We start from the raw sequence: 3616 nt of genomic DNA, 5'->3' as shown, positions 1-3616 counted from the left end.
GCTCGCGAACCTCTCGCTCCAGCGCCTTGATCCGTTCGCGCTCGTCCGTCGTCTGGCCAGGACGCACGCCCTGATCCCGCTCGGACTGACGCACCCAGTTCCGCAGCGTCTCGCCCGAGCAGCCGATCTTCGCGGCAATCGACTGGATCGCCGACCACTGCGAGCCGTGCTCGCCCTCGTGGTCGCGCACCATCCGCACGGCACGCTCGCGCACCTCAGGCGAAAAAGGGGCTGTTCGCTTCGTCATGGCTCCATCCTCTCAGAAGTTGGAGCCTCCGGGAAACCCGGGGCGGTTCAGTCGAGCCTCGCCGCGTCGTTACAGAAATCGGCTGAGAAGGCGTCCGCACGCGCTCCGAATGCAAAATCTGGCACAAGCCCCAAGAGAGCCCAGCACTTTGTTTCTGAAGATTTCTAGACCTATATTTGCTATATTCTTTGAAGCCATCCCAGCAAATTCCCAACACAGCAATTGAGGTCGCCCGTCGATCACTGAAAAGCGGCCCGCAACTGTAGTGTAAGTGCTTAAATGTGATCAGATCTCCATAGCTAAATGGAGCCTATCGGCAAAACTAATCTGGAAGCAAAACCCGAAATTCTGTCTCGCTGTCAGAGTTTTTAACAATATTTTATGTTTTCATTGCATAAATGTGATTTGGCATGCCGCACGATCCTCAGATCGCAAGCGGCATTGCGAGGGGTCGCACGTAGGGGAAGTCATGTCCGTAGGCCAAATTTCCGGTCGGTACAGCACGGCCCTCACATTGCTTCAGCAGGTGGGCCAAAACCAGTCTACGAAGGCAGCATCCGATACCACAAACAACATCATCAAGACGGCTCAAGGCATCTCGGCCGCTCCGGGTGCCGCAGCTAAGCAGGCGTCTGGGGCAGCGTTCGACTTCACGGTGGATCAGTCCTTAAAGGACGAAGCGAACACGGCCGATGCCTCCGGCTCCATCATCATGGCCGGCATCGGCGGCGGCGAAGCCGTCGAACGCTTCGACTCCTGGGAAGCGCTGGAAACGCGTATTCGGACAGACCAGAAGATGGATGGAAAGCAGAAAAGTTATTGGCTGGATCAAGCATCTGCTTTAAAACAAGCCGTGATCGAAACAGTAGCATTTCAAAAATCCGATACTTTTCTCAGTCTCAAATCTGGCTCGTTTAAGGATAACGCAGTGCAGGCATATCTATCTGACAGCAAGTCAGTTTCCGGCATTAGAAGTTCTTTGAAGGATGCACCGATAAATATCTTTTCAAGGGGTAGTAATGCATGATATGAATATTTCTGCTGAGTAATTATCAGGACACTCCCTGCACAACTCTCGCTGTGCAGGGAGCATCATTCTAGGCAAACACGAGATCGCTCGAGCTTATCGCTGAGGGTGAAACACCGGATAGAATTGCGTACGAGGAGCCATTGAATTCGAGCAAGGCATTTCCATTATAATTGTAGAGGTTCACACTTGTGATCGAGGGGCCAAGCTGGATTTTATCGGAACCTGATACAAAATCCGTAACCGTATCAATTCCACCGTTGGCATCGAAACGAAAGTAGTCTGCACCCGCGCCGCCGATGAGCGTGTCGTCTCCCTCTCCGCCAATCAGGGTATCGTTTCCATTTCCACCATCCAGTCGGTCGCCCGCCACTGAACCAATGATCTCGTCATTACCACCATACCCATATATTGCAATTCCACGATACTCCGTCAATGCGTTGTTGTATATTACGTTACCAGTAAGGTAGTTATTTCCTTCAGATCCTTGAATTGAATTGATATTTACCAGGGTTGTTTCGCTCAAATCTAGGATATAATCAGTCTTTATGTTTACAGTGGCGCTGGATTCATTTACAATTGCCTCAACTGAGTCGAGCGTTGAAATTCCAAGATCGATAAAGCTGAACGCGGGGTCCGGATTTCTGACGGCAATGATATCGAAACCCGATCCTCCTGTGTAGAAATCTGGACCTTCGGAGCCGCGAACCAGAAACGTATCGTCACCATCCCCTCCATCGAGGTTGTCCGATCCGTATCCACCATAGATTATATCATTTCCACCAAGTGCATTGATATAGTCCGCACCGTAAGTTCCATTCAGAGCCTCGGATCCGTTGGTTCCAGCCACATAAGCCATCTTTAACTCCAAGAGATACCAGCTGCTGAGTCACGCAAAGCTAGCAAATCACTTTCAGCAACATGGTCCAATCAACTTCTGAAACGGCCCCGCGTGATAAATTCTTATCCTTTGTTAACTGCGGAATTGCAAGTCTAAAAATGCAAAAAAACAATCAGAGGCTGAAATTTGTATCATTGTGACTTTTTGGCCCAGCATATCCACTAACATCGACTAACGGCGCCAACAGATTAACGATTCAATCGATGCATAAATTCATAAATATTCGATAGATAAACAAAGCGTGTGCTTGGTCGTCGTAAAAATGATTATAACCTTGGATATCTATTCATAGGCATCAGCGCACGATGCCAATCTGGTGTTGGCCATGCGTCGTGCTGCGGGCGATAGTCGAGGCGTTCCGCGTGCGGCAACTACGAATGGTCCAACGCGAGCGCTGATCAGGTCGATCAGGAGCCTGCGGGATAAGAGCTATGACCACTTTGCGCATGATCCGCTGTGGAGCTCGCGCAGGCCGCTGCTGCGGTGGGAAGCGCAACTCAATCCATTTCCTGCTCGTCACGCGACTGCGCCGCGCGGTTCTGAGCTTGACGCTCCTGACGATGGCGCTCCAACACCCGCCGTCGAACCTCCTCCGGGTCCTCTTGCGGGCATGATCGACGCCTTCGGCGAAGACGATCCGATGGCCGCGGCCCTTCTACAGGCCAAAGGGCCAACGCGCTCCATGATTGGGATTGCCCCGTTTCTGTGGACGGCTATGGGGCTTGGCTGAGCAGGGTCTCGGTTGCGGGTTTTGGGCGATGCTCCTGTTCGTAGACGAGGGGTGAGCGGTCACCCAGGGCGGAGTGTCGCCGCACCGGGTTGTAGAAGCCCTCGAGGTAGCTGAAGAGGGCCATGCGGGCCTCAGGCCGGGACTGGAAGCGCCGGCGGGCGAGGAGTTCGCATTCCAGGGTCGAGAAGAAGCTCTCAGCCATGGCGTTGTCGTAAGCATCCCCGACCGAGCCCATCGAGGGTCGCACACCCGCCTCGCGGCAGCGGCTGCCGAAGGCTAGCGACGTATATTGCGAGCCCTGATCCGAGTGGTGGATCACGTCTCGCGGTTTTCTCTGGCCAACCGCCATCTCGAGCGCGTCCAGTACTAGTTCCGTTCTCAGATGATCGGCCATTGACCAGCCGACGACCCAACGGCTGAACGCGTCGAGCACGATCACCAGGTAGAGGAACCCGGCACGCGTCGGGATGTAAGTGATGTCCGCGACCCACAGCCGGTTGGGCTCATCAGCCGCAAAGCTGCGGTCGACGAGGTCCGGGGCCGGCCGGGCCTCTTGGTTGCGCCGTGTCGTTACGGGCCCACCGCGGCGATGGCACGCCCCGACGAGACCCGCCTGTCGCATCAGCCGGGCAATGCGCTTGCGGCTGTGGGCCTCGCCTTGGTCGCGCAACTCCGCCTGGACCCGCGGCGAGCCGTAGGTCTGGCGCGAGC

4 protein-coding genes are annotated in these 3616 nt (G+C 54.7%); 1 reads left to right on the top strand and 3 read right to left on the bottom strand.

Features of this window, described 5'->3' with window-relative positions; genetic code table 11:
* A partial coding sequence (locus G4G93_RS35225; protein WP_165090971.1) for a transposase occupies positions 1-247 on the bottom strand: 247 nt, incomplete at its 3' end.
* Between the two features lie 469 nt (positions 248-716).
* On the opposite strand from G4G93_RS35225, the gene G4G93_RS35220 reads away from it, so the two are divergent.
* Positions 717-1274 (top strand): hypothetical protein, encoded by a 558-nt coding sequence (locus G4G93_RS35220; protein ID WP_165091952.1) that lies wholly within the window; start codon positions 717-719, stop codon positions 1272-1274.
* 70 nt (positions 1275-1344) lie between these two features.
* On the opposite strand, the gene G4G93_RS35215 is transcribed toward G4G93_RS35220, so the two are convergent.
* Positions 1345-2133 (bottom strand): calcium-binding protein, encoded by a 789-nt coding sequence (locus tag G4G93_RS35215; protein WP_165091950.1) that lies wholly within the window; start codon positions 2131-2133, stop codon positions 1345-1347.
* Between the two features lie 755 nt (positions 2134-2888).
* Positions 2889-3616: IS3 family transposase (locus tag G4G93_RS35210; protein WP_165091949.1), on the bottom strand; the 728-nt coding region annotated here is incomplete at its 5' end.

This window comes from Methylobacterium sp. DB0501, assembly GCF_011043735.1.
GTDB lineage: Bacteria > Pseudomonadota > Alphaproteobacteria > Rhizobiales > Beijerinckiaceae > Methylobacterium > Methylobacterium alsaeris.
Note: the sequence above shows the minus strand (reverse complement) of the source record. Positions and strands in the feature narration are given on the sequence as shown.

What these genes read in the sequence shown, in the direction of transcription:
- G4G93_RS35220 (WP_165091952.1), top strand. Translation starts at nt 717, where the DNA reads ATGTCCGTAGGCCAAATTTCCGGTCGGTACAGCACGGCCCTCACATTG.
- G4G93_RS35215 (WP_165091950.1), bottom strand. Translation starts at nt 2,133, where the DNA reads ATGGCTTATGTGGCTGGAACCAACGGATCCGAGGCTCTGAATGGAACT.